The organism is Ornithinimicrobium faecis (assembly GCF_023923225.1).
GTDB classification, from domain to species: domain Bacteria; phylum Actinomycetota; class Actinomycetes; order Actinomycetales; family Dermatophilaceae; genus Ornithinicoccus; species Ornithinicoccus faecis.
Genome location: NZ_CP099489.1, coordinates 759,485 through 784,274, shown reverse-complemented (window position 1 = coordinate 784,274; position 24,790 = coordinate 759,485). Strand labels below are relative to the sequence as shown.

Sequence of the window (24,790 nt, the reverse complement as noted above, 5' to 3'; positions counted from 1 at the left end):
GTTAGTTCACCTCTTCAAGAGCCTTGGACTGGCGGAACCCGGCATAGCTCAGGGCTCCCACCAGCAGGAAGATGATGATGCTGACGGCCGAGGCGAGCCCGATGTTGGGCGTCCCCGACTCCAGCGCCAGACGGTAGGCGAAGGTGATCAGCAGGTCGGTGTTGCCCACCTGACTGTTGGCGGCGTCGAACGGACCGCCGCCGGTCAGCAGATAGATCAGACCGAAGTTGTTGAAGTTGAAGGCGAAGGAGGCCACCAGCAGCGGCCCGACGGCCACCAGCAGCAGCGGCATCGTCACCGACACCAGGGTGCGGACCGGGCCGGCGCCGTCGACCGAGGCCGCCTCCTTGACGTCCGAGGGGATCGACTGCAGGGCCCCGGTGCAGATCAGGAACATATAGGGGAAGCCGAGCCACAGGTTGGTGATCAGCACCGCGGATCTGGCCGCCCACGGATCACCGAGCCAGTCGATGTTGAGTCCCGTGACGTCATTGATCATGCCGAAGTCCTGGTTGAACATCGCCGCCCACACGATGGCCGTCACGAAGATCGGCAGGGCGTAGGGCAGGATCAGCAGGGACCGATAGATCCCCTTGCCCTTCAGCCGTGGATCATTGAACAGCAGCGCCAAGAGCATGCCCAGGATGAAGGTCGACCCCACGCTCACCAGGGGGAAGACCAGGTTCCACAGGAAGATCTTGAGGAAGCCGTTGCGCAGCGCGGAGTCGGTGAAGATCGAGGTGAAGTTGTCCAGCCCGACGTTCTCGGTCCATCCCGTCGGCAGCGCCGGGCCCTCCCCGTCCTGCGGGACGAAGTTGCCGTCCTGCGCGACGTAGACCTTGCCGTCGATGGTGGTCATCGTGTCGGCATCGGCGTCGTAGGTCGTGGTGGTCCGCCCGACAAACGCCTGGGTGCCGGTGGCGGCCTTGATACCCGCGCCCCCCTCGAGCGGGACCGCAAACTCGGCGACGTCCTGCGCTCGCTCGTTGGCCTCCACCAGCGTCAGCACCTGGAAGCTCGGGGCCTCGCCGATGGTGCCATTGCCGCGCAGTGTCACCCCATCTGCGGGCAGGGGCTCCAGCCCCTCCATCGTCCCGACGAACAGCTCCTGCCCGTCCAGGACGTTGTCACCCCCGGCGTCCTCGGCCGCCGGACGGGACAGCAGGAAGGACAGGTCGGCGGTCGCGATGGCCTCACCCTCGGGGATCGCCACGGACATCCCGTAGCGTGCCGAGTCCGGCTCGGGGCGCACCGACTGGGCCTGGACGGCCTCGATCGCCTCCTCCTTGGTCAGCGAGTGGCCATCGCCATAGTTCGTGAAGGCGGTGGCGACCGTGTAGGCGATCGGCCAGACCTGGAAGAGCGTGAGCAGCAGCAACCCCGGCAGCAGATACTTCAGCGTGATCCCGCGGCGCGTGGCATAGACCACCAGGACCGCCATCGCCACGAAGGCGACGACCGTCACGATCAGCCACGAGCCGGCCTCGACGGCACGCCAGGCCAGATAGGTGCACGCGAGCAGCGTGAGGGCGATCAGCAGCCACTTCACGGCGAGCACCCAGGGCGGGCTCGCGGGTGGCTGGCCGACAGGGGCTTGGGACATCAGTGCTCCAGAGGACGTCGTTGTCGAGGGACCGGATCGGAGGGGTGGGAACAACCAGATGGGGTATGCCGCCCGGCTGGGTCGGCACACCCCATCCGGTGGGTGTTACTTGCCGCCGAGAGCTGTGGCGACCTCGGTCTGGGCGGTGCCCATCCGCTCGGCCGGGTCGGCACCGTCGACGATGTCGGCGGTCGCCTTGCCCAACGGGCCCCAGACGGCGTTCATCTGCGGGATGTTCGGCATCGGGATGCCACCCTCGGCAGCGGTCGCCCAGGCCTCGACGTCGTCGTCCTGGGCCTGCACCTGCTCGGCGGCGGCGGTCAGGGCCGGCGGGCGACGGTCAGCCTCGAACATGCCGACCTGGACCTCCTCGGACGGGACATACTCCTGCACGAAGGTCTGGGCGATCTGCGGGTTCAGCGACTCGGCCGAGACATAGAAGGCCTGGACGCCCAGGAACGGCGAGGTCTCGCCGCCGTCCTCGAAGTCGGGGATCGGGTCGATGGCGTAGTTGATGCCGGCCTCGGTGATCTGGTCGATCGCCCACGGGCCAGAGACCATGTAGGCCGCCTTGCCGTCGACGAAGTTCGGGATCACGTTGGAGGCGTCCTGGTTGGTGCTCAGCGCAGCGGTCTCACCGAGCCAGGCCAGCTTCTCGGCCCCCTGGATGGTCTCCGGGGAGTCCAGGATGGCCTCGCTGCCGTCGAACCCGCCCTCGTCAAGGAGCGGGAAGATGCCGGGGCCGTAGGCGGCCAGGTAGGGATACATCGAGAAGGCGTTGCCCTCCTTGCCCAGTTCCTGGGCCAGGATCAGCTCGGTGTCGCCGGCCTCGACCATGGCCTCACCATCGGCCACGAGGGCCTCCATGGTGGCGGGGACCTCGGGGGCCAGGTCGGTGTTGCGGATCAGCGCGAGGGACTCCACGGAGTAGGGCACGGCATAGAGCTGGCCCTCGAAGGTCACGGCCTCGATCGACTCGGGCACGAACTGCTCGGCGGTGTCCGGGGCAATCTGCACCGGGGCCACGACGTTGTTCTGGACGAGCTCGCCCAGCCAGTCGTGCGCACCGATGGTGATGTCCGGGCCGGCACCCTGACCGACGGCGTCCTTGAACTGCTCGCGCAGCTTCTCCTGAGCAACGATCTGGACCTTCACCTCGACGCCGGTGTCGGCGGTGAAGGTCTCGGTCAGCGGCTCGATGGCGGCGGCACGCAGGTCGTCCGCCCAGATCACCAGGCTGGTGCCGTCACTGGCAGCCGGCGGCCCGGCCGTCTCGCCAGCGGCGTCGTCACCCTCGGGGGCAGCGGTCTCCTCGCCAGCCTCACCCTCGTCGGTGGCCGCGCCCTCGTCGTCGCCCTCGGGAGCCTCGGACTCCTCCTCGCCAGCGGCGGGCGTCGTGGGATCGTCGGACTCGGTGTCGCCACCGCAAGCAGTCAGCAGGAGGGCAGTGATGCCCGCCATCGCGATCGCGCCGGTCGTGCGCTTCATGTGTTCTCCTTCGAACATCGTCTGTTCCGCGAGGGGTCGCGGCCGGCCTGCGCCGTTGGTCGTCCCGAACAGGACGTGGGCTAGCATGGCAGGACCTTACAGATCTTGCAAGATCTTGCAATGGAGTAGGGTTGAACCAGTCACGGGCAGTGCCGCCGGTGACCGGCCCCACTCGGGGCCGGGACCTCTCGGGGCACATCGCCCCGGCTGTCTTCCGTCAGCACCCGCTGGCGGGACCGTCCTTTACAACGGATCGTCCGGCACGTTCCTGCCGGTGAAGGAGAAGTCCCCCTATGGCAACAGTGACCTTTGACAAGGCCACCAGGATCTATCCCGGCTCGGACATCCCGGCCGTGGACTCCCTGGACATCGACATCGCCGACGGCGAGTTCCTCGTGCTCGTCGGCCCCTCCGGATGTGGCAAGTCCACCAGCCTGCGCATGCTCGCCGGCCTGGAGGAGGTCAACTCCGGGCGCATCATGATCGGCGACCGCGAGGTCACCGACCTGCCGCCCAAGGACCGCGACGTCGCGATGGTCTTCCAGAACTACGCGCTCTATCCGCACATGTCGGTCGCCGACAACATGGGCTTTGCACTGCGCATTGCGGGCAAGTCCAAGGCCGAGATCCGCGAGCGCGTGGAAGAGGCCGCCAAGATCCTGGACCTTGAGCCCTATCTGGACCGCAAGCCCAAGGCCCTCTCCGGCGGTCAGCGGCAGCGGGTGGCCATGGGCCGGGCGATCGTGCGTCAGCCCCAGGTCTTCCTGATGGATGAGCCGCTGTCCAACCTGGACGCCAAACTGCGGGTGCAGACCCGCACCCAGATCGCCTCCCTGCAGCGCCGCCTCGGGGTCACCACCGTCTATGTCACCCACGACCAGGTCGAGGCCATGACGATGGGCGACCGCGTCGCCGTGCTCAAGGACGGCATCCTGCAGCAGTGCGACGCCCCCCGCCGCATGTATGACCACCCCAACAATGTCTTCGTCGCCGGCTTCATCGGCTCCCCAGCGATGAACCTGATGGACGTCGCAGTCACCGACGGCGGCGTGAAGTTCGGTGAGGGCACGCTGCCGATCGAGCGCGATGTGCTCGCCGGTGCCGGCGAGCGCGCCGTGATCGGCGTGCGCCCGGAGGACCTGACCATGACCACCGACGGCACGGGGCTGCCGGTCGAGGTCGCCGTCGTCGAAGAGCTCGGCGCGGACGCCTACGTCTACGGCCAGGTGCCCGGCGCCGAGTCCGAGGACCGGCCGTTCATCGCCCGGGTCGACGGACGCACCCCGCCGATGAAGGGTGAGGTCGTCCACTTTGTGCCGAAGTCCGACCACATCCACGTCTTCCACGCCGAGTCCGGCCTGCGCCTGGGCGACTGAGTCGCCCCAGCCAGCTGACGGCATACGGCAAGCACCACCACCGGGGGTGCGGTCGGGGGACAATGACCTGACCGCACCCCAGCCAGAGGGAGGCACCATGGCCCTGCAGATCACGGCCGCTCAGCCCGACCCCGCCATCCTCGACCTGCCCTGGCAGGTGCCGCTGGAGGAGTGGCCGGAGGAGCACCTGGCCGCCCTCCCCCGCGGCATCTCCCGCCACGTCGTCCGCTTCGTGCGGCTGTCCGGCGGGGTCATCGCCGTCAAGGAGATCAAGGCCGAGCTGGCCCGGCGCGAGTATCAGACGCTGCAGCTGCTGCGCCGGATCGACCAGCCCGCGGTGGAGCCCCTGGCCGTGATCGCCGGGCGCACTGACGTCGACGGCAACGAGCTGGACGCCTGCCTGGTCACCCGGCACCTGAAGTTCTCCCTGCCCTATCGCGCGATCTTCAGCCAGCGGCTGCGTCCCGACACGGCCCGACGCGTGCTCGATGCGCTGGCCGTGCTGCTGGTGCGCCTGCACCTCGGCGGCGTCTACTGGGGCGACGTGTCGCTGTCCAACACCCTCTTTCGCCGCGACGCCGGTGAGTTCGCGGCCTATCTGGTTGACGCCGAGACCGCCGAGGTCCACAACCAGCTCAGCAACGGCCAGCGCAACCATGACCTGCACATCGCCCACGGCAACATCGCCGGCGAGCTGATGGACCTGGCGGCCGGTGAGCTCCTCGACGAGGAGGCCGACGCCCTGGAGATCGCCGACCGGCTGATGCACCGCTATGAGCTGCTCTGGCGCGAGCTCACCGCCACCGAGCGGTTCGAGCGCGGCGACCGCTGGCGCGTCGACGAGCGCATCCGGCGCCTGAACAACCTCGGGTTTGACGTCGGTGAGCTCGCGATGAGCACCGACCTGGACGGCACGCACATCCAGATCGAGCCCAAGATCGTCGACGCCGGGCACCACAGCCGGCGCCTGCTGCGGCTGACCGGCCAGGACGTCGAGGAGAACCAGGCACGGCGGCTGCTCAACGACCTGGACTCCTTCCGCGCCTCACAGAACCGACAGAACGAGGACGAGGAGCTGGTCGCCCACGACTGGCTCGCGGGCATCTACGAGCCGATCACGCGCACGGTGCCGCCGGAGCTGCGCAGCAAACTGGAGCCGGCCGAGCTCTTCCACGAGCTGCTGGAGCACCGCTGGTATCTCTCCGAGCGCGCCGACTATGACGTCCCGCTCGAGGAGGCGGTGCGTGATTATGTCGCCACGGTGCTGCCCAGCAAGCCGGATGAGGTCGCCGTCCTGGGCCTGGACACCCAGGAGATCCCGATCCGCACCAAGGGCTGAGCCGACCCGATTGATCGCTCAGTTGATGTCGCCCAGCCACACCGGCCGGGTCGCGGGGTTCTCGTTGAGCCACATGGCGAGGCGGCGCGGATAGAGCGGGGAGCCCATCAGCTCGACGACTGGCACCCACAGCACACCGGTCTGGTTGGTGTCGGTCTCCAGGGCGCTCGGGTCCGGCTCGTCATCGAGCAGGTCGCACCAGAAGAACAGCTCGGTCTGCTGGAAGCCGCTGTCCCAGTCCGGGAAGTGCCGGGCCCCGACATAGTCGCGGCCGCACGCCAGGTCACCGACGCGGACGCGATAGCCGGTCTCCTCCAGGACCTCACGCTCGGCGTTCTCCAGCTTGGTCTCGCCGAAGTGTTGCCCGCCGCCGGGCGTCAACCAATACTCCCCCGTCGTGCCGTGCAACACCGTGACCAGCAGCTTCCCCTCGGAGACGACGAGGCCACGGGTGGCGGCACGGACGGTGGACATGACCGGGTCAGCGGGTCCGCTTGCGGGCGATCTCGTAGAGGGTGACGGCACCGGCGATGCCGGCGTTGAGCGACTCGGTGACCCCGGCCATCGGGATCGACACGATCTGGTCGCAGGTCTCGCGCACGAGACGGGACAGGCCCTTGCCCTCCGAGCCCACGACGACCACCAGGGGCAGGTCGGCCAGCTCGAGATCGGGCAGGTCCACGTCGCCCTCAGCGTCCAGCCCGATGACGAAGCAGCCCGCCTTGCGATAGTCCTGGAGCGCGACCGTCAGGTTGGTGGCCTGGGCCACCTGGATGCGGGCGGCGGCACCCGCGGAGGTCTTCCAGGCCGCTGCGGTCATCCCCGCCGAGCGGCGCGCGGGGACCACCACCCCGTGCCCGCCGAAGGCACCGACCGAGCGGATGATCGCCCCGAGGTTGCGCGGGTCGGTGATCCCGTCGAGCGCCACGATCAGCGGGGTGCCCGGCAGCTCGGCGGAGAGCAGATCGTCGGGGTGGGCGTAGTCGTAGGGCGGGATCAGCATCGCCAGACCCTGGTGGACGGCGCCGTCGGTCAGCCGGTCGAGCTCGGGCTTGTTGGCCTCCAGGATCGGGATCTGCTGCTCGGTGGCGAGCTTGATCGCCTCCCTGATCCGGTCGTCGGACTCGAGCCGGGAGCTGACATACAGCGTGCTGGCGGGCACATAGGTGCGCAGCGCCTCCAGGACCGAGTTGCGACCGGTGATGACCTCGGTGCTGGCCTTGTTGCCGCGCTGCGGCGGCCGGCGGGTCGTGGTGGTCCTCTGGGTCCGTCGTGCCGCCGGGTGTCCGGTGCGCTCGGTCGCCTTGGGGGTCGGGCCGCGCCCTTCCAGTCCCTTGCGTCGCTGGCCGCCGCTGCCGACCTGCGGCCCCTTCTTGGCGGTCTTGCGCACGGCGCCCTTGCGCTGGCTGTTGCCTGCCATCGTGATCTACCTCGGTCCTTGCTGACGGTCCAGCGCCCAGCGGGCACCGGTGGGGGTGTCCTCGATGACGATGCCGAGGGAGGTGAGCTGGTCGCGGATGGCGTCGGCGGCGGCAAAGTCGCGCTCCGCACGGGCCGCGGCTCGGGCGTCGAGTCGTTCCTGCACGAGAGCGTCGAGGACGGCCTCCGTGGAGCCGGCCGTCCCGCCGCTCCCCCAGCTCGGGTCCAGGGGGTTGATGCCGAGGACATCGGTCATGGCCAGGACCTGCAGGACCGTATGCCGCAGCGCGCCCCGGTCTGCGCCGCTGGCCTGCTCGAGGGCTCGGTTGCCCTCGCGCACCGCGCCGAACAGCGCCGCGAGCGCCTCCGGCACGTTGACGTCGTCGTCCAGGGCTGCGGCGAAGGCCTGCGGCACGGCCGTGCCAGCGGCCTCCTCGAGGAGGGCGTCGGTCGGGTCACCGATGAGCTCGAGACCCCGTTGCAGGAAGCCCTCGATCCGCTCGACGGCCGAGCGGGCCTCGTCCAGGGACGTGTCGCCGTATTCGATGGTGGAGCGGTAGTGCGCCGCCCCGAGGTAGTAGCGCAGCTCGAGGGGGCGGGCGGTCTTGGTCAGTTCTGCGACGGTCAGGGTGTTGCCCAGCGACTTGCTCATCTTCTCGCCACTGAGGGTGACCCAGGCGTTGTGCATCCAGTAGCGCGCGAAGCCGAGGCCAGCCGCCCGGGACTGGGCCTGCTCGTTCTCGTGGTGCGGGAAGCGCAGATCGACCCCACCGCCGTGGATGTCGAAGGTGTCGCCGAGATACTTGCGGGCCATCGCCGAGCACTCCAGGTGCCAGCCCGGACGACCGCGACCATAGGACGTGGGCCAGCTCGCGGTGGCGGGCTCGGACGCCTTGGCGCCCTTCCACAGGGCGAAGTCGCGCGGATCACGCTTGCCGCGCGGGTCCGCGTCCGCTGCCGGCTCCATGTCCTCGATCTTCTGGTGGGTCAGCTCGCCGTAGTCGGACCAGGAGCGCACGTCGAAATAGACGTCGCCGCTGTCGTCGGCTGCGGGGTAGGCATGGCCTCGCTCGACCAGGGCGTCGATCAGCTCGACCATCTCGGTGATGTGACCGGTGGCACGCGGCTCGTAGGTCGGCGGCAGGACGCCGAGGGTCTCCAGCGCCTGGGTCGTGGCCCGCTCGTGCTGATAGCTCCAGGCCCACCAGGGGCGGTCATTCTCAGCGGACTTGTTCAGGATCTTGTCGTCGATGTCCGTGACATTGCGGACCAGCGTGACGTCCAGCCCGTGACCGCGCACGAGCCAGCGGCGCAGGATGTCGAAGGCGACAGCAAACCGAATGTGCCCGATGTGCGGGGAGCCCTGCGTGGTGAGACCACAGATATAGATGCCCGCCCGGCCCTGCTCAAGGGGCTCGAAGTCGCGCAGCTCTCGGGTCGCGGTGTCATACAGGCGCAGGCTCACGCGGGTAAGGCTACCTGCGCCGATGACCCAGTGACGACAGCTGCGAGGACAGATGTACCGACGGACCGCGGACATCGACGTCTATCGGGTCGCCAGGGCGATTCCTAGCGTGAAGGACATGAGAAATCACACCACCACCGATGACCGCGCAGACATCCGTCCCAACCCCCAGCCAGGCGCCCACGCAGACACTGGCCCCCTCACCGGGAAAGCTCCTCGACGCAGCGGCCGTGCCCAACCCGGTCCACGGCTCGCCGTCGTGGCGAGCGCCGGAGCCACGGCGCTCCTGTTGTGGCTCGTGGCCGGCCCCGTGCTGGGCATCAATCTCGACGTCCTGCTGACCCCGGGGGCCACCACACCGGTGCCCGTCGCGGCCGGCTCCGTCATCATCTCGTCCGTGGCAGCGGGGCTGCTGGGCTGGGCCCTGTTGGCCGGGCTCGAGCGGATCTCGCGGCACGGAGCCACGATCTGGCGGTGTCTTGCTGGGGCCGTGGCACTGCTTTCACTGGGCGGGCCGCTCAGCCTCGCGCAGAGCGGGGGCGGCACCGTCGTGCTCACCCTGCTTCACCTGGTGGTCGGCGGCATCCTCCTGATCGCCCTCCCGAGAGCAGGCACTGAGCGAGCCCACCGCACGAGCACCGGCCAGGCCGGTGTCGCCAGGGCGGGTGCGCCGACATGACCGCACTGGCGAGTCCACTGGAGTCCCTGCGCGGTGCCGTCCTGGAGATCGGTCCGGGACGGCACCCGCACCTTCCCCTCGATCCCAACGACCCGTGGATCGGCGTCGAGCCCGACCAGGCCGCGGCTCGCTGGCTCGAGAGCCAGGTCGGCGGGCACCGGGTGACGGTGCTCGCCGTCGGGGCCGAGGAGCTGCCGGTGCCCACGGGCAGCATCGACACCGTCGTCACGTCCCACGCGCTGTGCTCGGTGCGGGACCCCGCCCAGGTGCTCCGTGAGGTGCTGCGGGTCCTGCGTCCCGGCGGGCGCTTCACCTTCGAGGAGCACGTCGGATCACCCCGCGGCACCGTGCTGCGCATCGCCCAGGACGCCCTCAGCCCGATCACGCGGCTCATCGACGGCTGTCGCGTCAACCGCGACACCGGAGACCTCATCTCGGCCGCCGGTTTCCAGCGGGTGGAGCTGCAGTCCTTCACGCGTCCTGGGCCACTGGGCAGCGCCATTCCCCACGTCGCCGGCTCGGCGTACTGTTGAGAGGAGTGCCCTCGATGAAGGCAACAGCGATGAAGGCATCCGCGATGAACGAGCCCGCGATGAACGACCCGCAACGGGGCCCCGACGACTGCGCCGCCCCGGTCACGCACCTGTCCCAGAGCCCGCTGGCCCGACACGGCCGCTGGCTCGTCCTGATCTGGGCCCCCCTGCTGCTGGGTGCCTATGTCATCGCAGCCGCTCAGGAGCAGCAGTGGCGCGACATGCTCCTGCTGCTGGCCGCTGGCGCCGCCTTCCTGCTGACCATCGTCACCTTCTATCGCACCGGACCCGGCCACGGGTCCAGGCCGGTCTGGCTTCCCCTCGCTCTGCTGGCCGTCCTGGTCGTCACGATCCTGGTGACGATCCGCACGGTCGAGCGGTCCGAGCTGGCGTTCATGGCCGTGGCCCTGCTCGCCATCGCAGCCGCCGTCGTGCTGCCTCCGCGCATCGTGCCCGCCGTGGTCGTCCTGATCGGGCTGACCAGTGGCGCTGGCGCCCTGGTGGCGGGGTGGGGCTGGGGCGTGGTCAGCTGGCTGACCATCACCACGGTGCTCAGCGGCATGGGCACCTTCGTCGTGCACCGGTTGGGTGCCACCATCGGCGAGCTGAACAGGACCCGTCAGCAGCTGGCCGAGGCGGCGGTCAGTGCAGAGCGGATGCGCTTCTCACGCGACCTGCACGACCTGCTCGGGCACACCCTGTCGGTGATCGTGGTCAAGGCCGAGGTGGTCCGCCGGCTGGCCGAGGCGGATCCCGCTGCGGCCGCGGCGCACGGCGCCGAGATCGAGACGCTGGGGCGGTCAGCACTCACCGAGGTGCGCCAGGCTGTCGCCGGATATCGCGAGGGCAGCCTGGAGGACGAGATCTCCCGGGCCGCGGCCGCGTTGCGGGCCGGCGGGATCGAGCCCGAGATCGGCCACGTCCCGGCGGGTCTGGACCCTGGTGCCGAGCGGCAACTGGCCTGGGTGGTCCGGGAGGCGACCACGAATGTGTTGCGGCACTCCCGGGCCGACAGCTGCCGGGTCCGGGTCGAGCGCGGCAAGGGCCGGGCACGGGTCACCGTCGCCGACAACGGGCGCGGCACACCCGGCAGTGGCCGCAGTGGCACCGGCCTCGTGGGTCTCCGGGAGCGCTTGGCCGAGCGCGGCGGCACCGTGACCGTGGAGCACCGGCCCGACGGGTTCACCCTCGTGGCCGAGGTACCACTTGCCGACGCAGACCACCAGCCAGCGTCGGCCCCCGGCCGACCCACCCTGCAGGAGCACCGATGACCACCCGCATCCTGCTCGCCGAGGACCAGGGCATGCTCCGGTCCGCCCTCGCCTCGCTGCTCGATGTCGAACCCGACCTGCAGGTCGTGGCGCAGGTGGGCCGTGGCGATGAGATCGTTCCGGCCGCCGTCGAGCATCGCCCCGACGTGGCCCTGGTCGACATCGATCTCCCCGGTGGCAGCGGGCTGGATGCCCTTCCGGACCTGGTCGCCGCCGTCCCGGGCTGCACGCCCATCATCGTCACGACGTTTGCCCGCGCCGGCTACTTGCGCCGGGCCATGACCTCCGGAGCCCGGGGCTTCCTCGTCAAGGACGACCCCGTCGATCAGTTGGCGGCCGCCATCCGGCGCGTCCTGGCAGGGGAGGTCGTGGTGCAGCCCGATCTGGCGCTGGAGGCTCTGCGCGCCCCCGACAACCCGCTCACCGAGCGCGAGCAGCAGGTGCTGCTGGCGTCGCGGGACGGCGCGACCGTGGCCGACATCGCGGGGGCGCTCTATCTCTCGGAGCAGACGGTGCGCAACTATCTGTCTGCGGCCATCGGCAAGACCGGCGCCCGCAACCGGGCCCAGGCCCAAGCCGTGGCACAGGACCACGGCTGGGTGTGACGGCAGCCGGTCACTGGGTGATCGCGGTGGCGGCGAACCGCTCGAGCAGGTGGGGCCACTGCGTGAACTTGCTGCGCTGGGCCACATTGTCCGGTCCCCACCCACGGTGGGCCAGGACCACCAACGTGCCACCGTCCGAGGGCTCAAAAGTGACCTCGAGAGTGGTCGGGTGGTCGCGCGGCAGCGACAGGTGGAAGCTCATCACGAACCGCTCGCCGATCGCCCACTCCAGCACCTCGCCGATCGGATAATCGATGCCGTCGTGGAGCAGCGCGACAACCCCGCCCTCCACCTCCTCGACGTCGGCTCCCTCGAAGGTGGCCGGGTCTGGTGTCAGACGCGGGTCCCACCAATCCCCCAAGTGCTCGGTGAACACCTCGAAGGCGTGCACCGGGTCGACCTGGACTCGCCGGGAACAAAGGATCGGCTCGTCCGAGACCTTCTGCTGGGGGGCACCCGTGGTGCTCATCGGCTCTCCTCACTGAGAACGAATACGTCCAGTGTGCTCCGACGAGTCGATCTTCACCAGATCAATTTGGTCAACAGTCGCACCGGGTTCAGCAAGCACCTGACAGGCACCATCTCCGCGCCTTTCCACAGACGACGGGTCACACGGTGACCAGCCGACGCACGGCATACCGCTCCCCCAGTGTCCACAGGGCGCTGGTGACCAGATAGAGGCCCGTGCCCAACGGAAGCACTGCGACGGCAAAGACTGAGCCGAAGGACATCATCGGCATGATCCGGTTCATCGTCCGGGCGACCTCGGCCTGAGGTGAGTCAGTCGCTGGTGTCGGCGTCACCAGGTGGGCCCTGGTCTGTCGCATCGTCAGATAGGCCACCACGAGCGAGAGCCCAACGAGTCCGAGAAACACCGGCAGGCCTGCCCCGGCGGTGGCCAGGTGCGCTGTCATGGGCACGCCGAGCAGCGTGTGGTGCAGCAGCGCGTTGGTCTGTCCCCCGATCTGCGGGGCGGAGAACAGTCGATAGATGATCATGATGACCGGCAGCTGCACCAGGGCCGGCAGGCAACCGGCCGCTGGCGAGACGCCCTCGCGGCGGTGCAGATCCAGCAGCTCACGCTGGAGCCGCTCTGGGTCCTTGCCGTGCCAGGCGCGCACCTGCTGGAGCTGGGGTGCGATGCGCTGGCGGTGCAGGCTGGCCCGGTGCGTCGCACGGTTCAAAGGGTGCAGAGCGAGTCGGACCAGGATGGTCAGCAGGACGATCACCAGCGGCATGGGGAGCCACTGGGCAGTCAGGTCGATCAGGTGGTGGGCGGGCAGGAGCAGTGGGTCGAGCCAGGACAGCATGATTCCTCCGAGGAAGGTCGGGACGATGGGTCGTCTCGGAGGTGCTCACGTGCTGTGATCCCGCTCAGGCGGGTCTGTTCACGGGCCTGCCCAGGCGGGTTCGCTCAGCGAATCGCTCAGGCGGTTCGCGCACGCGGGTTCGCTCAGGCGGCGGGCAGCAGGAGGACCTCCGGGGCGGTGTGCCCCGGAGCCCTTGGTTGCGGATTGCCCGCCAGGCCCGGCTCGAGCATGGGCATCGGCGCCCGGCCCCACTGTCGGCGCAGCCGGGCTGCGCCCGGGATGGCGGCGCCGCTGACGGCCAGTGCCAGTGTGGCCGCGTTGGTGGTGACGGTCAGGCTGACCATCAGCACCACGCCCAGCCCCACGGCCACCGTGACGGTGTCGGCAGACGTCGCCGCGAGGGCACCGACCAGGACCGCGCTGAGCAGCATCCCGATCAGGGAGCGGCGGCGGTGGGACGGGGGCACGACCTCAGGATACGACCTGGCCCGCGAGATCGCCGCAGAGCTGCCCTTCGCTCGCCGCTCAGTGGCCGCGGTCGATCCACTCCTGCCTGTTCGGTGCCTCAGCGCCGATCGTCGTGGTGTCGCCGTGCCCGGTGTGCACCACCGTGTCCAGCGGCAGCGTCAACACCTTCTTGGTGATCGAGTCGACGATCGTGTCGAAGTCGCTGAACGAGCGGCCCGTGGCGCCGGGTCCTCCCTGAAAGAGGGTGTCGCCGCTGAACAGCGCTCCGAGCGCCGGGGCGTGGAAACAGCAGGCGCCGGGCGAGTGCCCGGGCGTGTGCAGCACGTTGAGCACCGTGCCGGCCACCTCGATCGTGTCGCCGTCGGCCAGCTCCTCGGTCGGTCCCTCTGCGTGCACCCGGTCCCAGAGCATGCGGTCCTCGGGGTGCAGATAGGTCGGGGCTCCGGTGGCCTCGGCCAGCGCTGCGGCCGCGTCGATGTGGTCGTCGTGGGCGTGCGTGAGCAGGATGGCGGTCACGGTCCGCTCCCCCACCACGGCCAGGATCGCCTCGACATCGTGCGGCGCATCGATCACGACGCACTCGTGGTTGTCTCCGATCACCCAGACGTTGTTGTCGACGTCCCAGGTGCCGCCGTCCAGGCTGAAGGTGCCCGAGGTGACGGCGTGGTCGATGCGGGGTGCCGCGCCGTTCACAGCTGGACCACCGAGCGGAGGACCTCGCCGCGCTCCATCTTGCTGAAGGCGCCCTCGACGCCGTCGAGCGGGATGGTCTCGGTGACGAAGGCGTCCAGGTCGAAGCGCCCCTGGCGATAGAGGTCGATCAGCATCGGGAAGTCGCGGGAGGGCAGGCAGTCGCCATACCAGCTCGACTTCAGCGAGCCACCGCGCCCGAAGACGTCCAGCAGCGGGAGCTCAACCGTCATCTCGGGGGTCGGCACCCCCACCAGGACGACCGTGCCGGCCAGGTCCCGGGCATAGAACGCCTGCTTGTAGGTCTCTGGTCGCCCGACCGCGTCCACGACCAGGTCCGCGCCGAAGCCTCCGGTCAGCTCCTGGATCGCCACGACCGGGTCCCGCCCGGAGCTGTTGACCGTGTGGGTGGCGCCAAAGGCCTTGGCGCCCTCCAGCTTCCGGTCGTCCAGGTCGACGGCGATGATCGTGGTGGCTCCAGCCAGCGCAGCTCCAGCGATCGCGGCGTTGCCGACGCCGCCGCAGCCAATGACGGCGACCGAGTCGCCGCGCCCGACGCCACCGGTGTTGACGGCGGCACCGAAGCCCGCCATGATCCCGCAGCCGAGCAGCCCGGCGGCAGCCGCCGAGGCCTCCTTGTCGACCTTGGTGCACTGCCCGGCGGCAACCAGGGTCTTCTCGATGAACGCGCCGATCCCCAGCGCGGGCGAGAGCTCGGTGCCGTCGGTCAGCGTCATCTTCTGGGTGGCGTTGGCGGTGTTGAAGCAATACCAGGGCTGGCCCTTGGCGCAGGCCCGGCACTGTCCGCAGACGGCCCGCCAGTTCAGGATCACGAAGTCACCGGGCGCCACCTCGGTGACGCCCTCGCCGACCGCCTCCACGACACCAGCGGCCTCGTGACCCAGCAGGAACGGGAACTCGTCGTTAATACCGCCCTCGCGATAGTGCAGGTCGGTGTGGCAGACCCCGCAGGCCTCCACCTTGACAACGGCCTCCCCGGGGCCGGGATCAGGGACCACGATGTCGACGACCTCGACGTCGGCTCCCTTGCTGCGGGCGATGACTCCCTTGACTGTGCTGGGCACTGGTGACTCCCTCTGCGTGGACGGTGGCGACGATGCCGTCCGCCCAATCTAGGCGTTGTCCTCGCGGCAGTCACCTTCGGTGTGTCCGGGGCAGCAGAGCGCCCTGCTCCGCGCCCACGCGACCCCGTCCAGGTTCCGCCGCGCGTTATCCTGCCGCGGTGAGCGGGGAACTGAGTGACCAAGCAAGTGGGCGCCGCCGTGCGGGAGTGACCTCCCCGGTGCCGCCCGATGAGATGCCATGCCCGTGCGGCAGCACCGTGCTCCGCCCTCGCGAGGGCTTCTGGGGGCGTTTCTGGTGGTACGGACTGTTGCCGCTGATCACTCTGGCGATCTATGCCGTGGTCTTCCTCATCGGCGTGGCGGCCGCCGAGTCCTATCCGCTGATCGGCATTGCCATCTGCCTGCTGCTCGTGCTCTCCCTCATCCTCTCGCTGATCACGATGCTGGTCTTCCGGCACCGCGGGTGGTGCCTGGTGCGGCGCACGATCGCCTGGTGGTTCTGGTGGCCAGGGATCCTCCTGGCACTTTTCGTGTCGTGGTGACAGGGGCGAGCGTCTAGCTGGCCGAGACCACGAGCGCGGTCGCGATCGCGGCCACACCCTCGCCGCGTCCGGTCAGTCCCAGCCCATCGGTCGTCGTGGCCGAGATCGACACCGGGGCACCCCCGAGAGCAGCCGACATGGCCGCGGCGGCCTCGGCCCGTCGGGGTCCGACCTTGGGTCGGTTGCCGATCACCTGCACCGCCACGTTGCCCACCGACCACCCTGCGGCGGTCAGGAGTCGCAGCACCTCGGCGAGCATGTCGACACCGCTGGCTCCGGCCATCTCGGGTCGGTCGGTGCCAAAAACAGACCCCAGGTCCCCCAGGCCCGACGCCAACAACAGGGCGTCGCACGTGGCGTGGGCAGCCACGTCACCGTCCGAGTGCCCCTCGATGGCACGCTCCCCCGGCCACTCAAGGCAGCCCAGCATCAGCGCCTTCTCGCTCCCCTCGGGCGCATAGGCGTGGACGTCGACGCCGGTGCCGACTCGGAAGGGGGTCGGGGCGGAGCTGCTCATGGCGCCCACTGTAGGTCGGTGCAGTCATGGGTGGGTGCAGTGCGCCAAGGGCCAGGCGGCGTGAGCCAGACTGTGTCGAGTGGACCTACGCATCTTTACTGAGCCCCAGCAGGGCGTGACCTATGACGACCAGCTCCGCGCAGCACGGACGGCCGAGGACGCCGGCTTCGACGCCTTCTTCCGGTCCGACCACTACCTGGCGATGGGGGAAGGCGATGGTCTGCCAGGTCCGACCGACGCCTGGGTGACGCTGGCCGGACTGGCCCGGGAGACCTCCAGGATCAGGTTGGGCACCCTGGTCAGTTCGGCGACTTTCCGCCTCCCCGGACCGACCGCGATCACGGTGGCACAGGTGGACGCGATGAGTGACGGGCGCGTCGAGTTCGGCCTCGGCGCCGGCTGGTTCGAGGCAGAGCACGCGGCCTATGGCATCCCGTTCCCCGCGGTCGGGGCCCGGTTCGACCTGCTGGAGGACTCCCTGGCGGTTATCACCGGACTGTGGGGGACCCCTGTGGGACAACGGTTCTCGTATGCCGGGGCGAACCTGACCGTGACCGACTCGCCTGGGCTTCCGAAGCCGGTGCAGCGCGACCCGCACTCCTTTGGGCCACCGATCATCGTGGGTGGCATGGGCAAGCGGCGCACTCCGGCGCTGGCCGCCCGCTATGCCGCCGAGTTCAACGTGGCCTTCGCTCCGTTGGAGCAGGCGCAGGTGCAGTTTGAGCGCGCCACCGCGGCCTGCCAGGACGCCGGCCGCGCCGCGGACAGCCTGATCCGCTCCGCCGCTCTGACGACAGTGGTCGGTCGGGACGACGCGCAGATCCGTGCCCGGGCTGCGGCGATCGGACGGGACCTGGACCAGCTCCGTGCTGACGGGCTGGCCGGGACACCCGACCAGGTGGTGCAGCGAATCGGCGAGTGGGTGGAGCAGACCGGGGTCACGCGGGTCTATCTGCAGGTGCTCGACCTGTCGGACGACGTGGTAGACCACCTGGAGTTGATCGCCTCAGAAGTCATGCCTCACCTGGCATGACCCACCCGCAGGCGGCCCGCTCGATCGGCCGGGGAAGCGGGAGCGTCGTCGGCGAACTGACAAGACCACCGGACGCGGCCGTCTCGATATCGTGTCGAAGTCCTCGGGCGGAACGGCGACTCGAACGCGGGGCGCTGCCTCTCACGCTCATGCCGAGAGTGAGGCCGTGCCGCTGGTGCCTCCTGCGACCGTCTTAGAGCCTCAAACGGTTCTTGGAGCCTGCTATGTCACGCTGTCAGAACCGTTCGGTGCTCCAAGACGATTTCAGCGCGGGCGAGGCCGACTCAGGGGGCAGTGGGCTTGCCAACCTCAGGGACGGCTGCCAGCGCCTGCTCCACGTGCGCCAGCAGGTCACTCACGTCAACGTCTGTGGTGTCCAGAGCGACGTCGGCGTCGGTCCAGGGCACGTAGTCAGCCGCCTGAACCCCTGACCAGTCGGGCACTTGGTGGCCGACGATGTCAGCCGTGCGGCCCTCCACTCGCTCACGGTGTTCTGTTGCTGCGCAGGTCAACTCGACCTCGAGGACAGTGGCCCCGGAGGCGCTGGCCACCTCGCGCCACGCCGCTCGCGTGACCGGCAGCGGGTTGACTGAGTCGGCCACCACATCAAGGCCCAGGGCCAGTTGGTCCGCAGCCAGGGCATAGGCCGCGGCGTATCCCTGCGGACCGACCTGGTCGGCGCCCGCGCGTTGCAGGGCCACCTCGATGGTGTCGACTCGCACGTGTGCGGCGCGCCGAGACCGCGCCCAGGCGCGGGCGAGGGTCGTCTTGCCGGTGCCGGGCAGCCCACCCAGGACCAGCAGCACCGGAGTCGCCCCTCTGGCTGGTGTTGCGCTCAGCCAGCTCTCCACGACCGCCAGGTCCTCGGCATCTGTGATCTTGCGCGACCTGGGATCGCCGGGCACGACGAACACTGCGTCGCCGAGACTCTCCACGAGACCGGCGTCGTCAGTGACCGATCCGCCAGCCTCGTGGTGCGCTCGCTCCAGCGTCTCGCGCAGGAAGCCCTGAGGGGTCTGGACCGCCCGGAGCGCGTTGCGGTCGGGAGTGGAGACGACGTGGTCCCGCGCGTCGACCATCTTGATGGTGTCGGTCACGGGCAGGGCCGGGACGACGGCGCTGTGGCCGTGCCGCACCGCCTCGACGACCCGCTCGAACACCGCAGGTGGCGTCAGTGCACGGGCTGCGTCGTGCACCAGCACGATGCCGACTCCGGGAGGCAGGGCCGCCAGACCCGCTGCGACCGAGTCGCTGCGTTCGGCGCCACCCGCGACCACGGTGACCTGCACCTGCCCGGCTCCCGCACTGGTGAGCTCGACGCCGGTGAGGTCGACGGCGGCGGTGAGCTCCGGCATACGGTCTGGTGGTGCCACGACCACCACGTCGGACAGGTCCGGACATGACAACACGCCCCGGAGGGCGTGTGTCACAAGCGGTGCTGCATCGGGCCCGCGCCCGAGTGGAACGAGCGCCTTGGGCCGGTCGGCGCCGAGGCGGGTGCCCCGGCCGGCGGCCACCAGGATGACGCCGACGCGGTGCTGTGGGCTCAGGAGGCCAGGACCTCGTCCAGCGTGGCCTCGGCCTTGTCCTCGTTGGTCTTCTCGGCGAGCGCGAGCTCGGAGACCAGGATCTGACGGGCCTTGTTGAGGAGGCGCTTCTCACCGGTGGACAGGCCACGGTCCTTGTCGCGGCGCCACAGGTCGCGGACGACCTCGGCCACGCGGATGACGTCACCAGAGGCGAGCTTCTCCAGGTTGGCCTTGTAGCGGCGGGACCAGTTGGTCGGCTCCTCGGTGTGCTCGGCGCGCAGCACCTCGAACACCTTGTCCAGACCCTCCTTGCCGACGACGTCGCGGACACCCACCAGATCGCAGTTTTCTGCGGGAACTTCGATGGTCAGATCACCTTGAGCGACCTTGAGCTTTAGGTAAAGTTTCTCCTCGCCCTTGATGGTGCGCTTCTTCATTTCCTCGATCAGTGCGGCCCCGTGGTGCGGGTACACAACCGTCTCGCCGACCTTGAACGTCATCTTCAGTTAGCCCCTTTCGCGGACCCCAAGGATAACACGCGTGGCGCAGATCACGTAATGACATGTTTGATATTTGTGCTGGTCAGCGTCTCGGAAAGGCCTCTCGGTGGCTGCGGGGCCCACTCGACCGACCTGGTGCACACGGGTCTTCACCGCGCGCGCACGAGGACGGCTAGAGTGTCCCTCGTGATCTCCAGGACCGCAGCCCCGCAGCTCTCCCCCCGTCCCCGCCGCCTGGCCGCCGCCGGGCTCGCGCTGGCGGCGGCGTTGACTCTCAGCGCCTGCCAGATCAGCTCGCCGGTGACAACCGACATGAACTATGACCCGGCCGACGGAGTCTCCGTCGATGCCGGTGACGTTGCCGTGCGTGACCTGCTCGTGGTCAGCGAGGGCAATGGAGCCGCCGGCGTGGTCAGCGGACTCGTGGTCAACAACGCCACGGAGCCGGCCGACGTCACCCTCGCGGTCAACACCGAAGGGCAGATGGTCGCACTGTCGCCCACAGTGAGCGTCGCACCCGGACAGTCCGTCCGGCTCGACGGCGCGAGCCCCGAGGGCTCGGGCACGCCGGTGGAACTGCCAGCCGTCGAGGCCAGCCCCGGCGGCATCGTCACCATCGTCGTCCAGACGTCGTTGGGTGACGCCGACAGCGGGCTCGCCCCGGTGGTGCTGCCGCAAGGCCCCTACGGCGACCTGGTGTCCTCGACCGCCGACTCATCGTCCTGACCACAACCGGTCATAGCGAACGGCCCGCACCACGTGGTGCGGGCCGTTCGCGTCGGTGCCGGGCGCGAGGTCCGGCTCAGCTCTTGACCTCGGTCACCTCAAGGCGCTCCTCAACGTTGAGAAAGTCGTCATCCCACTGCCCCGTCACCAGATAGACCACACGCTGGGCGATCGAGACGGCGTGGTCACCGAATCGTTCGTAGTAGCGGCTCAGCAAGGTGGCGTCGATGGCGGCCTGGACACCGCTGGCCCAGTCGTCGTCCAGCAGCGTCCGGAACACGTCGCGGTGGAGGTCGTCCATCTCGTCGTCAGTGATCTTGAGCTGGGCAACGGCCTCGACGTCGTTGTCCCTGATGATGCGGGCTGCCTCATTGACCAGCGCCTCGGCAACCTCCGCCATCCGGGAGAAGGTGGCGTTGAGCTCCTTGGGCAGCACCTGGTGCGGATAGCGGAGACGGGCCAGCTTGGCCACATGCCGGGCCAGGTCGCCCATCCGCTCGAGGTCGGCGCTCATGCGCATCGCGGTGACCAGGGTCCGCAGGTCGGTCGCAACCGGCTGCTGACGGGCCAGGGCATCCACGGCCCGGGTGTCCAGGTCGCGACGAACCGCGTCAATGTGCTCGTCCGCGCTGATGACAGCCTCGGCCTTGTCCAGGTCAGCCTCCATGAGCGCGGTCGTGGCCTGGTCCAGTGCCGTGGCCGTCAGCCCCGCCATCTCGACCAACTGGTCGGAGATGAACTGCAGCTCCTCGGTGAATGCGATGCGCATCGGATCCCTCCCTCTCTTTAGATCCGGAATCTCGTCGGCGAGTCTCTCAGTGTCTGATGAACGAAGACCACCCGCCAGGTGAACACCACCCGACCAGCAGAACGGATCACGCTCACTTCCGTGGTCGAGTGCGCTGCGTGGGCGCCATCGTGGGCCTAAGAAGTGCTCCTGGCGACCTAGGCTAGAGGCGTGGACGGAATAACGGCGGGAGCCCTGGGCGTGGTGCTCGGGTTGGCGCTCGCTGTCATCGCCACCCTGCTGGTCCGTGCCTCCGAGCGTCGACACGAGCCGTCCACGACCCAATCATCCATCGACCCCCGGGTGCCGGACGGGGCAGCCGACGTGCTCGCCGTGCTGCGGGATGGCGCCATCGTCCTTGACGCGGGCGGACGGGTCGTCAAGACCAGCGCCACCGCCGTCGCCTATGGACTGGTCCGGGGCAACAACCTGACGCACGCCGAGCTGCGCACCCTGGCGGTGCAGGTGCACCGCGACGGGACCATCCGCGAGGCGGAGTTGGAACTCGCCCGTGGGCCGCTCGGCCAGGGCGTGATGGTGGTCGGCGTGCGGGTGGCGCCCCTCGGGCGCGAGCTCGTGCTGGCCCTGGTCGACGACCGCACCAAGGCCCGCCGCGTCGAGGAGGTCCGACGCGACTTCGTGGTCAATGTCAGCCACGAGCTGAAGACACCGGTCGGTGGGCTCGCTCTCCTCGCCGAGGCCGTCGCAGAGGCCGCCGATGACCCGGTCGCAGTCCAGCGGTTCGCTCAGCGGATGAAGATCGAGTCGACTCGACTGACCCGGCTGGTGAGCGAGATCGTCGACCTGTCCCGTCTGCAGGCAGCAGATCTGTCCGACCCGTTGGTGACCGTTGATGTGAGCCAGTGTGCCCGCGAGGCCGTGGAGCACACCCGCATCGTCGCCGGTGAGCGACGGATCACCGTCAAGCACATCGGGCCCACAGAGCAGCTGGAGGTGCACGGAGACGCCGAACTGATCACCACGGCCATCCGGAACCTGGTGACCAACGCCATCAACTATTCCGACGAGTCCAGCCCGATCGCTGTGGTCAGTCGCCGCCGGGGGGAACTGGTCGAGATCTCGGTGACCGACCAGGGCAACGGCATCTCCCCCGGAGACCAGGAGCGGATCTTCGAGCGGTTCTACCGCGTCGATGCCGCCCGGTCCCGCGCCACCGGAGGCACGGGTCTGGGCCTGTCCATCGTCAAGCACATCTGCGCCAACCTCGGCGGTGACGTCGTGGTCTGGAGCCAACTTGGGCAGGGATCGACCTTCACGATCCGGCTGCCCGCCGCCCACCTGTCGAGCGAGGGCTCCACAGGCGGCGCTGCGGAGGCAGCGCTCCCGCCCACACACACCACCCACAGATCCGCGCCCCGGGGTCCGGCGGTAACCTCGGGGTCAGCATCCGTTCAACCCACCCACCCGACACGCGATCTCGGCAGTGCGCCCGAGCGAGGAGTGAGTTCATGACCCGGATCCTGGTGGTCGAGGACGAGGAATCGTTCTCCGACCCGCTCTCCTACATGCTCCAGAAGGAGGGCTACGACGTCGCCGTGGCCGAAACCGGACCGGACGCCCTCACCGAGTTCGATCGGAACGGCGCCGACCTGGTGCTCCTGGACCTGATGCTGCCCGGTCTGTCCGGCGTTGACGTGTGCCGCTCCCTGCGCGCGAAGTCATCTGTGCCGGTGATCATGCTGACCGCCAAGGACAGCGAGGTGGACAAGGTCGTCGGTCTGGAGATCGGTGCTGACGACTACGTCACCAAGCCCTACTCCGGCCGCGAGCTGCTCGCTCGGATCAAGGCCGTGCTGCGTCGGCAGGTGGAGCCGGAGGAGTTGGTCCCCGCGACCGTCGAGTCCGGCCCAGTCCGGATGGATGTCGAACGGCACACCGTCTCGGTCAACGGCGACACGGTCTCCCTGCCGCTCAAGGAGTTCGAGCTGCTGGAGATGCTGCTGCGCAACGCCGGGCGCGTGCTCACCCGGGGTCAGCTGATCGACCGGGTGTGGGGCAGCGACTACGTCGGGGACACCAAGACGCTCGACGTGCACGTCAAGCGTCTGCGCGCCAAGATCGAGCCCGACCCGGGTCAGCCTCAGCACATCGTCACCGTGCGTGGCCTCGGCTACAAGTTCGAGGCGCTGTGAGCACCACGACCACCCCCGGCGTGCGGCCCCTGGTCCTGGTGGTCATGGACGGCGTCGGCACGGGCACCGGCGATGCCTATGACGCCGTCGCTGCTGCCGCCACACCGCAGTTGGATCGTCTGCGGGACACCGGCATCCACCTCGAGGTCGCTGCCCACGGCACTCATGTCGGCCTGTCCAGCGACAGTGACATGGGCAACTCCGAGGTCGGGCACAACACGATGGGCGCTGGGCGGATCATCCCGCAGGGCGCCAAGCGGGTCGACGACGCGGTCCGTGGCGGTGAGATCTGGGAGGGCGCCTGGCAGGACGCGGTGGCCGCCGCGACCGCCGACGGCTCGGCACTGCACCTGATCGGGTTGCTCAGCGACGGCAACGTGCACTCGTCGTGGGATCACCTCATGCTGCTGCTGGACCACGCCAAGAGCGACGGTGTGACCCGGCTGCGGCTGCACACGCTCTTTGATGGGCGAGATGTGGAGGACCGCACTGCCGACCGCTTCGCAGCACGCCTCGAGGAGGCCCTGGTGGAGCGCACCGACGGGACCGACCTGGACTGGCAGATCGCCTCGGGCGGTGGCCGCATGGTCACCACCATGGACCGCTACGAGGCCAACTGGGGCGTCGTCGAGGCCGGGTGGCGCGCCCACGTGCAGGGCGAGGCCCGCCCGTTCGAGTCAGTCAGCAAGGCCATCACCACACTCCGCGAGGAGACTCCCGGCATCAGCGACCAGCTGCTCGAGGCCTTCACGGTCGTCGACGCGGACGGTGAGGCGGTCGGCCCCGTTCGTGACGGCGACGCCGTCATCATCTTCAACTTCCGCGGGGACCGTGCGATCGAGCTGACCCGCGCCTTCGTCGAGGGCGACGGCTTCGCCGGCTTCGACCGCGGCACGGTCCCTGACATCTTCTTCGCTGGCATGACGCTCTATGACGGCGACACCAACATGCCGCCGGTCCGCCTGGTGCAGCCACCGACGATCACCGACACGGTCAGCGAGGTCATCGCCCGGTCCGGGATGCACCAGCTGGCCGCCTCGGAGACTCAGAAGTATGGCCACATGACCTATTTCTGGAACGGCAACCGGTCCGATCCGTTCGACGCGGAGACCGAGACCTACATCGACATCCCGTCCGACCAGATCGAGTTCGACAAGGCACCCCGCATGAAGGCCGCCGAGACGGCGGACTACGTCATCAAGGCGCTCGAGGAGGGTGGCTACACCTTCCTGCGCTCCAACCTGGCCGGCGGCGACATGGTGGGCCACACCGGCAACTTCGAGGCCACGATCACCGCCGTCGAGGCCGTCGATGAGGCCGTCGGACGCATCGCGACAGCGGTTGAGGCCGCTGGCGGTTGCCTGGTCGTCACGGCTGACCACGGCAACAGCGAGGACATGGTCGAGCGCGACAAGCAGGGGCAACCGCGCACGTCCCAGGACGGCACGCCACTGTGGAAGACCGCGCACTCCACCAATCCGGTCCCGCTCTATGTCGTCGACTACTCCGGCCACCGCTGGGAGCCGGCCGAGGGCGTGGAGGCACCCGGGCTGTCCAACCTGGCAGCGACCCTCCTGGTCCTGCTCGACCTGGAGGTCCCGCAGGACTACCGCCCGGCACTCATAGCGCCAGCCTGACTCAGACGGGACTGCCGCTGTGACCCGGCCAGCAG

General features: G+C 69.2%; 26 protein-coding genes. 12 read left to right on the top strand and 14 right to left on the bottom strand.

What is annotated here, in order from left to right; genetic code table 11:
• Position 1: 1 nt before the first annotated feature.
• Together NF556_RS03580 and NF556_RS03575 are read right to left on the bottom strand one after the other, a co-directional pair.
• Positions 2-1,603 carry an ABC transporter permease subunit gene (locus tag NF556_RS03580; protein ID WP_252594138.1) on the bottom strand — a complete coding sequence of 534 codons (1,602 nt, stop codon included), beginning with the start codon at positions 1,601-1,603 and terminating at the stop codon, positions 2-4.
• A 105-nt stretch (positions 1,604-1,708) separates the two neighbouring features.
• Positions 1,709-3,091, bottom strand: coding sequence for a sugar ABC transporter substrate-binding protein (locus NF556_RS03575; protein WP_252594137.1), 1,383 nt, complete (start codon positions 3,089-3,091; stop codon positions 1,709-1,711).
• A 293-nt stretch (positions 3,092-3,384) separates the two neighbouring features.
• On the opposite strand from NF556_RS03575, the gene NF556_RS03570 reads away from it, so the two are divergent.
• Complete coding sequence (locus NF556_RS03570) at positions 3,385-4,467, top strand: ABC transporter ATP-binding protein (RefSeq protein ID WP_252594135.1); 1,083 nt, start codon at positions 3,385-3,387, stop codon at positions 4,465-4,467.
• Positions 4,468-4,564: 97 nt separating this feature from the next.
• Positions 4,565-5,806, top strand: a complete 1,242-nt coding sequence (locus NF556_RS03565) for a DUF4032 domain-containing protein (RefSeq protein WP_252594134.1) — start codon at positions 4,565-4,567, stop codon at positions 5,804-5,806.
• An 18-nt stretch (positions 5,807-5,824) separates the two neighbouring features.
• Here NF556_RS03565 and NF556_RS03560 read toward each other — a convergent pair whose 3' ends face one another.
• The 3 genes from NF556_RS03560 to cysS are packed head-to-tail and all read right to left on the bottom strand — an operon-like array spanning position 5,825 to position 8,690.
• On the bottom strand, positions 5,825-6,280 hold the full coding sequence (locus NF556_RS03560; RefSeq protein WP_252594132.1) for an NUDIX domain-containing protein: 456 nt from the start codon (positions 6,278-6,280) through the stop codon (positions 5,825-5,827).
• Positions 6,281-6,287: 7 nt separating this feature from the next.
• Positions 6,288-7,226: a 23S rRNA (guanosine(2251)-2'-O)-methyltransferase RlmB gene (rlmB, locus tag NF556_RS03555; RefSeq protein ID WP_252594131.1), complete on the bottom strand. Its 939-nt coding sequence runs from the start codon at positions 7,224-7,226 to the stop codon at positions 6,288-6,290.
• Positions 7,227-7,232: 6 nt separating this feature from the next.
• A complete protein-coding gene (gene cysS, locus NF556_RS03550) occupies positions 7,233-8,690 on the bottom strand; it encodes a cysteine--tRNA ligase (protein ID WP_252594130.1) in 1,458 nt (485 codons plus the stop codon).
• Positions 8,691-8,808: 118 nt separating this feature from the next.
• Here cysS and NF556_RS03545 point away from each other — a divergent pair, with 118 nt between their 5' ends.
• Genes NF556_RS03545 through NF556_RS03530 form a run of 4 tightly spaced genes read left to right on the top strand, consistent with a single transcriptional unit; the run spans position 8,809 to position 11,778 of the window.
• Positions 8,809-9,369, top strand: a complete 561-nt coding sequence (locus NF556_RS03545) for a DUF6069 family protein (protein ID WP_252594128.1) — start codon at positions 8,809-8,811, stop codon at positions 9,367-9,369.
• The gene (locus NF556_RS03540; protein WP_252594127.1) at positions 9,366-9,902 is read left to right on the top strand and encodes a class I SAM-dependent methyltransferase; all 537 of its coding nucleotides are present in this window, start codon (positions 9,366-9,368) and stop codon (positions 9,900-9,902) included. The genes NF556_RS03545 and NF556_RS03540 overlap by 4 nt, the downstream gene beginning before the upstream one ends.
• 14 nt (positions 9,903-9,916) lie before the next feature.
• Positions 9,917-11,173: a sensor histidine kinase gene (locus NF556_RS03535; RefSeq protein ID WP_252594126.1), complete on the top strand. Its 1,257-nt coding sequence runs from the start codon at positions 9,917-9,919 to the stop codon at positions 11,171-11,173.
• Positions 11,170-11,778: a response regulator transcription factor gene (locus tag NF556_RS03530; protein ID WP_252594125.1), complete on the top strand. Its 609-nt coding sequence runs from the start codon at positions 11,170-11,172 to the stop codon at positions 11,776-11,778. The genes NF556_RS03535 and NF556_RS03530 overlap by 4 nt, the downstream gene beginning before the upstream one ends.
• A 10-nt stretch (positions 11,779-11,788) precedes the next feature.
• Here NF556_RS03530 and NF556_RS03525 read toward each other — a convergent pair whose 3' ends face one another.
• The 5 genes from NF556_RS03525 to NF556_RS03505 form a co-directional block, all read right to left on the bottom strand.
• Positions 11,789-12,247 carry an SRPBCC domain-containing protein gene (locus NF556_RS03525; RefSeq protein ID WP_252594124.1) on the bottom strand — a complete coding sequence of 153 codons (459 nt, stop codon included), beginning with the start codon at positions 12,245-12,247 and terminating at the stop codon, positions 11,789-11,791.
• A gap of 139 nt (positions 12,248-12,386) precedes the next feature.
• Complete coding sequence (locus NF556_RS03520; RefSeq protein ID WP_252594123.1) at positions 12,387-13,088, bottom strand: YidC/Oxa1 family membrane protein insertase; 702 nt, start codon at positions 13,086-13,088, stop codon at positions 12,387-12,389.
• Between the two features lie 143 nt (positions 13,089-13,231).
• Complete coding sequence (locus tag NF556_RS03515; RefSeq protein WP_252594122.1) at positions 13,232-13,555, bottom strand: hypothetical protein; 324 nt, start codon at positions 13,553-13,555, stop codon at positions 13,232-13,234.
• A gap of 58 nt (positions 13,556-13,613) precedes the next feature.
• Positions 13,614-14,249 (bottom strand): MBL fold metallo-hydrolase, encoded by a 636-nt coding sequence (locus NF556_RS03510; RefSeq protein WP_252594121.1) that lies wholly within the window; start codon positions 14,247-14,249, stop codon positions 13,614-13,616.
• A complete protein-coding gene (locus NF556_RS03505; RefSeq protein ID WP_252594120.1) occupies positions 14,246-15,331 on the bottom strand; it encodes an S-(hydroxymethyl)mycothiol dehydrogenase in 1,086 nt (361 codons plus the stop codon). The genes NF556_RS03510 and NF556_RS03505 overlap by 4 nt, the downstream gene beginning before the upstream one ends.
• Positions 15,332-15,489: 158 nt before the next feature.
• Here NF556_RS03505 and NF556_RS03500 point away from each other — a divergent pair, with 158 nt between their 5' ends.
• Complete coding sequence (locus NF556_RS03500; protein ID WP_252594119.1) at positions 15,490-15,873, top strand: hypothetical protein; 384 nt, start codon at positions 15,490-15,492, stop codon at positions 15,871-15,873.
• 13 nt (positions 15,874-15,886) lie between these two features.
• Here NF556_RS03500 and ispF read toward each other — a convergent pair whose 3' ends face one another.
• On the bottom strand, positions 15,887-16,390 hold the full coding sequence (gene ispF, locus NF556_RS03495; protein ID WP_252594118.1) for a 2-C-methyl-D-erythritol 2,4-cyclodiphosphate synthase: 504 nt from the start codon (positions 16,388-16,390) through the stop codon (positions 15,887-15,889).
• Positions 16,391-16,469: 79 nt separating this feature from the next.
• Between ispF and NF556_RS03490 the strand changes: the two genes are divergently transcribed.
• On the top strand, positions 16,470-17,423 hold the full coding sequence (locus NF556_RS03490; RefSeq protein ID WP_252594117.1) for an LLM class F420-dependent oxidoreductase: 954 nt from the start codon (positions 16,470-16,472) through the stop codon (positions 17,421-17,423).
• 284 nt (positions 17,424-17,707) lie between these two features.
• Here the strand turns inward: NF556_RS03490 and ispD are convergent, their stop codons facing one another.
• Both ispD and NF556_RS03480 read right to left on the bottom strand, forming a co-directional pair.
• Entirely contained in the window at positions 17,708-18,940 is a 1,233-nt protein-coding gene (ispD, locus tag NF556_RS03485; protein ID WP_252594116.1) for a 2-C-methyl-D-erythritol 4-phosphate cytidylyltransferase, read from the bottom strand.
• Between the two features lie 29 nt (positions 18,941-18,969).
• Positions 18,970-19,452 (bottom strand): CarD family transcriptional regulator, encoded by a 483-nt coding sequence (locus tag NF556_RS03480; protein ID WP_252594115.1) that lies wholly within the window; start codon positions 19,450-19,452, stop codon positions 18,970-18,972.
• A 186-nt stretch (positions 19,453-19,638) separates the two neighbouring features.
• On the opposite strand from NF556_RS03480, the gene NF556_RS03475 reads away from it, so the two are divergent.
• Positions 19,639-20,178, top strand: a complete 540-nt coding sequence (locus tag NF556_RS03475; protein ID WP_252594114.1) for a hypothetical protein — start codon at positions 19,639-19,641, stop codon at positions 20,176-20,178.
• 76 nt (positions 20,179-20,254) lie between these two features.
• Here NF556_RS03475 and phoU read toward each other — a convergent pair whose 3' ends face one another.
• The gene (gene phoU / locus NF556_RS03470; RefSeq protein WP_252594113.1) at positions 20,255-20,947 is read right to left on the bottom strand and encodes a phosphate signaling complex protein PhoU; all 693 of its coding nucleotides are present in this window, start codon (positions 20,945-20,947) and stop codon (positions 20,255-20,257) included.
• A 189-nt stretch (positions 20,948-21,136) separates the two neighbouring features.
• Between phoU and NF556_RS03465 the strand changes: the two genes are divergently transcribed.
• Genes NF556_RS03465 through gpmI form a run of 3 tightly spaced genes read left to right on the top strand, consistent with a single transcriptional unit; the run spans position 21,137 to position 24,755 of the window.
• Complete coding sequence (locus NF556_RS03465; protein ID WP_252594112.1) at positions 21,137-22,438, top strand: sensor histidine kinase; 1,302 nt, start codon at positions 21,137-21,139, stop codon at positions 22,436-22,438.
• Positions 22,435-23,118 carry a response regulator transcription factor gene (locus tag NF556_RS03460; RefSeq protein WP_252594111.1) on the top strand — a complete coding sequence of 228 codons (684 nt, stop codon included), beginning with the start codon at positions 22,435-22,437 and terminating at the stop codon, positions 23,116-23,118. Before NF556_RS03465 ends, NF556_RS03460 begins: the two co-directional genes overlap by 4 nt.
• Positions 23,115-24,755, top strand: coding sequence for a 2,3-bisphosphoglycerate-independent phosphoglycerate mutase (gene gpmI, locus NF556_RS03455; protein WP_252594110.1), 1,641 nt, complete (start codon positions 23,115-23,117; stop codon positions 24,753-24,755). Before NF556_RS03460 ends, gpmI begins: the two co-directional genes overlap by 4 nt.
• Positions 24,756-24,790 lie beyond the last annotated feature (35 nt).